Origin of the sequence: Gemmatimonas sp. (assembly GCF_036405635.1) — a bacterium.
Lineage (GTDB): Bacteria > Gemmatimonadota > Gemmatimonadetes > Gemmatimonadales > Gemmatimonadaceae > Gemmatimonas.
In genome coordinates, this window is the sequence record NZ_DASWXE010000197.1 from 1 (window position 1) to 2840 (window position 2840).

A 2840-nucleotide genomic window follows, 5' to 3' on the forward strand; every position below is an offset into this window, starting at 1 on the left:
CGCTCACCAACATCGGCGACGTCTCCCGTGAAGTGGAAGTGTTGAGCGACCAGCCGATGGTCGCCGCCGCAGTGGCGATCCCTCTCGCCGCCATCGCGGCCCGCGAATCGCGTGAGACGGTGCTGGTGGACCAGGCCGAGCGTGGTGGGTCGCTGCGGGCGCTGTTGCCGGCGCCGTCGCTGCAGCGGGCTGACGCCCACGCCGACGCGCACGCCGCATTGCACTGGGACACCACACGGGCCATCGCACTGGGCGGCGATACCGCGGTGGATCTGATGCGCGCGCGTTCCGCGGCGCCGGTGCACCGGCAGCGGGAAGCCGCAGCGCGGGATGCCTCGCGCCAGATTCCCGCTGGGGCTGGATCATCGGACGGACCGCGCAGCGCGCGGCAGGAGCTGGATGCCCTGCTGGCGTCCTACGACTTCGCTGTCCTCGTGGCCGACCGCCAGGGGGCGTCGGTCGCGCGTGAGACCGCCGACGTGGTGCTCGTCGCCCGACTTGGCGCCACGCCGCTGGCCTGGATCGGGCAGGCGCAGCGCCACGTACAGCAAGGGGGCCGACGGGTGCGTGCGGTGATCATGTGGACTGGTGCCTTGCCGCTGGTCGGCTGACGGTCTCCCGGCTAGTCTCCGATCATGTGGGCAGACACGCTGTTGGAGTTGGAACGTGGGCACCTGCAGCGGCTGCTGATGTGGGGCGCCATCTGCATTGTCACGGGCACGGCGTTGTTTGCCTGGCTCACCTGGCGCCGCACGGCTGCGCCGATGCTGCGGCATTTCGCCATTCAGACGGCGGCGTGGGGTGCGATCAACGCACTGATCGCCTTGCGCAGTTTCCGCACGCTCACAATGCGCGATTTTGGTGGCACGCAGGAACTGCTGAACATCCTGTGGCTGAACACGGGTCTCGACGTGGGGTACGCCGCCGTCGGAGCCACGCTCGCGATCGCCGGTTGGCGCTGGGGCATGCGCCTGGGGGCAATCGGCGCCGGCGCCGGTGTGATCGTGCAGGGCATCGCACTCACCGTGCTCGACCTGCGACTGATCGATGCCATCGGACCGCTGCGGTAGCGGGCGACCACTCCGCGATCGACACCACCCGAGCCTGATACACGATGGAACCCGTCATCCCCGACCTGCGATCCGTCCCCCGTGAGGACGCGTACGCGCAGTTGTTGTCCATCCAGCAGCTCGTGCTCGAGGACAGCCGCGACATCATCGCCGGCATGGCGACCACCAGCGCCCTGCTGCATCACGCGTTCGGTCATTTGTGGACCGGTTTCTATCGCGTGGTCGAACCGGGACAGATGCTTCGCGTCGGCCCGTACCAGGGATCGCTGGGGTGTCAGGACATCCGCTTCGGACGCGGCGTGTGCGGTACCGCCGCCGCAGAAGGTCGCACCGTGGTGGTTCCTGATGTGCACGCATTTCCCGGTCACATTGCCTGCGATGCCCGTTCACGCAGCGAAATCGTGGTGCCGGTGTTCGATTCCACGGGAGCATTGCTGGCCGTGCTCGACATCGACTCTGCGGAGCCCGATGCCTTTGGTGATGCCGACCAACGGGGCCTCGAAGCCTTGATGGCCTGGTTCACCCGCACGACGTATGTTCCCACCCCCGCCTGAACCCGCGATTTCCCGTCGCCTCTGCCAATGATCAGGTCATGACCGGGTACTCCGATCGCATCAACCACGCGTTCGCCTTCGCTGCCAAGCATCACGACCAGCAAGTGCGAAAGGGCACACGCCTTCCTTATCTCACCCATCCGGCCAACGTCGCGATCATCCTGACGCGCTACAGCTGTCCGGAAGACACGGTGGTGGCGGGCATTCTGCACGACGTCATCGAAGACGGTGTACGCGATGGATTGCCGCGCGAGGTGCTCGAGGAGCGCATCGGGCGCAAGTTCGGCTCGTCGGTGCTTGATGCGGTGCTCGCCGTGACGGCGCGCCGCAGCGATGACGACGGCGTCGACTTCTCGTGGGAAGAGCGGAAGGAGGACTACCTGCATCGACTCGGCCACGCGAGCGAGGATGCACTCTGGGTGTGTGCCGCGGACAAGGTGCACAACGCCAACTCCATCCTCTCCGACCTGCGTCGTACGGCATTCCCGGAAACCGTGTGGGGACGATTCTCGGCGGGCCGTGAAGGCACGGTGCGCTGGTATCGGCGCGTGGCGGATCGCTTGCGCGAAGTGGGATTCGATGCACCGATCGTGGACGAGCTCGAGGGCGCGGCGCGCGGCCTCGAGGAAGCCTGACATCAACACCGAGGAAGTGACATGACACCAATGCTCGTCGTGGCCGCTCTGTTGCAGGCGGCGCAGCCCGCAGCGGCCCAGCCGGCCCCGGCGCAGGGCACCCGTCTCGTGATCACGCCGGCAGAGCCGGTGGTGGTCGCCGAGGATACCCTGCGATTGCAGGCACGGGTGGTGGATGCGTCGGGTCAGCCCGTGTCGGCGGCGCAGATCCGCTTCGTGGCGGCGGGCGGTGTATTCGAAGGCCGCGTCGATCCCGATGGTCTCGTGCGCTCTGGTTCGACAGGCACGCTGCCGGTGACGGTGGTGGCGCAGATTCCGGGTTTTGCCGCGCTCACGCAGCGTGTGGAAGTGCGCATGGTGCCGGGTCCTGCAGCGACGATTACCGTGGATGCCCCGACGCGCATGGTGGCCGGGCAGCGTGTGGTGCTGGCACCGCTCGTGAAGAGTGCCGGCGGCGATGTGCGCCGCGATCGGGTGACGTGGACGAGTAGCAATCCGGCGGCGGTCAGTGTGAACGCGGATGGCCTGGTGGAAGCCAAGGCGATGGGACGCGCCACGCTCTCCGGTCGTGTCGATCGGGC

At 67.5% G+C, this 2840-nt stretch carries 5 protein-coding genes; all 5 read left to right on the plus strand.

The window, feature by feature from the left end; translation table 11 throughout:
- On the plus strand, positions 1–611 hold a 611-nt coding region (locus tag VGE27_RS15425; RefSeq protein ID WP_331050562.1), incomplete at its 5' end, for a hypothetical protein.
- A gap of 24 nt (positions 612–635) precedes the next feature.
- Positions 636–1070, plus strand: a complete 435-nt coding sequence (locus tag VGE27_RS15430) for a DUF6992 family protein (RefSeq protein WP_331050563.1) — start codon at positions 636–638, stop codon at positions 1068–1070.
- A gap of 44 nt (positions 1071–1114) precedes the next feature.
- Entirely contained in the window at positions 1115–1624 is a 510-nt protein-coding gene (locus VGE27_RS15435; protein ID WP_331050564.1) for a GAF domain-containing protein, read from the plus strand.
- Between the two features lie 38 nt (positions 1625–1662).
- Positions 1663–2259, plus strand: coding sequence for an HD domain-containing protein (locus tag VGE27_RS15440; protein ID WP_331050565.1), 597 nt, complete (start codon positions 1663–1665; stop codon positions 2257–2259).
- A gap of 21 nt (positions 2260–2280) precedes the next feature.
- Positions 2281–2840 (plus strand): Ig-like domain-containing protein (locus VGE27_RS15445; RefSeq protein WP_331050566.1); only part of this gene is annotated, 560 nt, incomplete at its 3' end.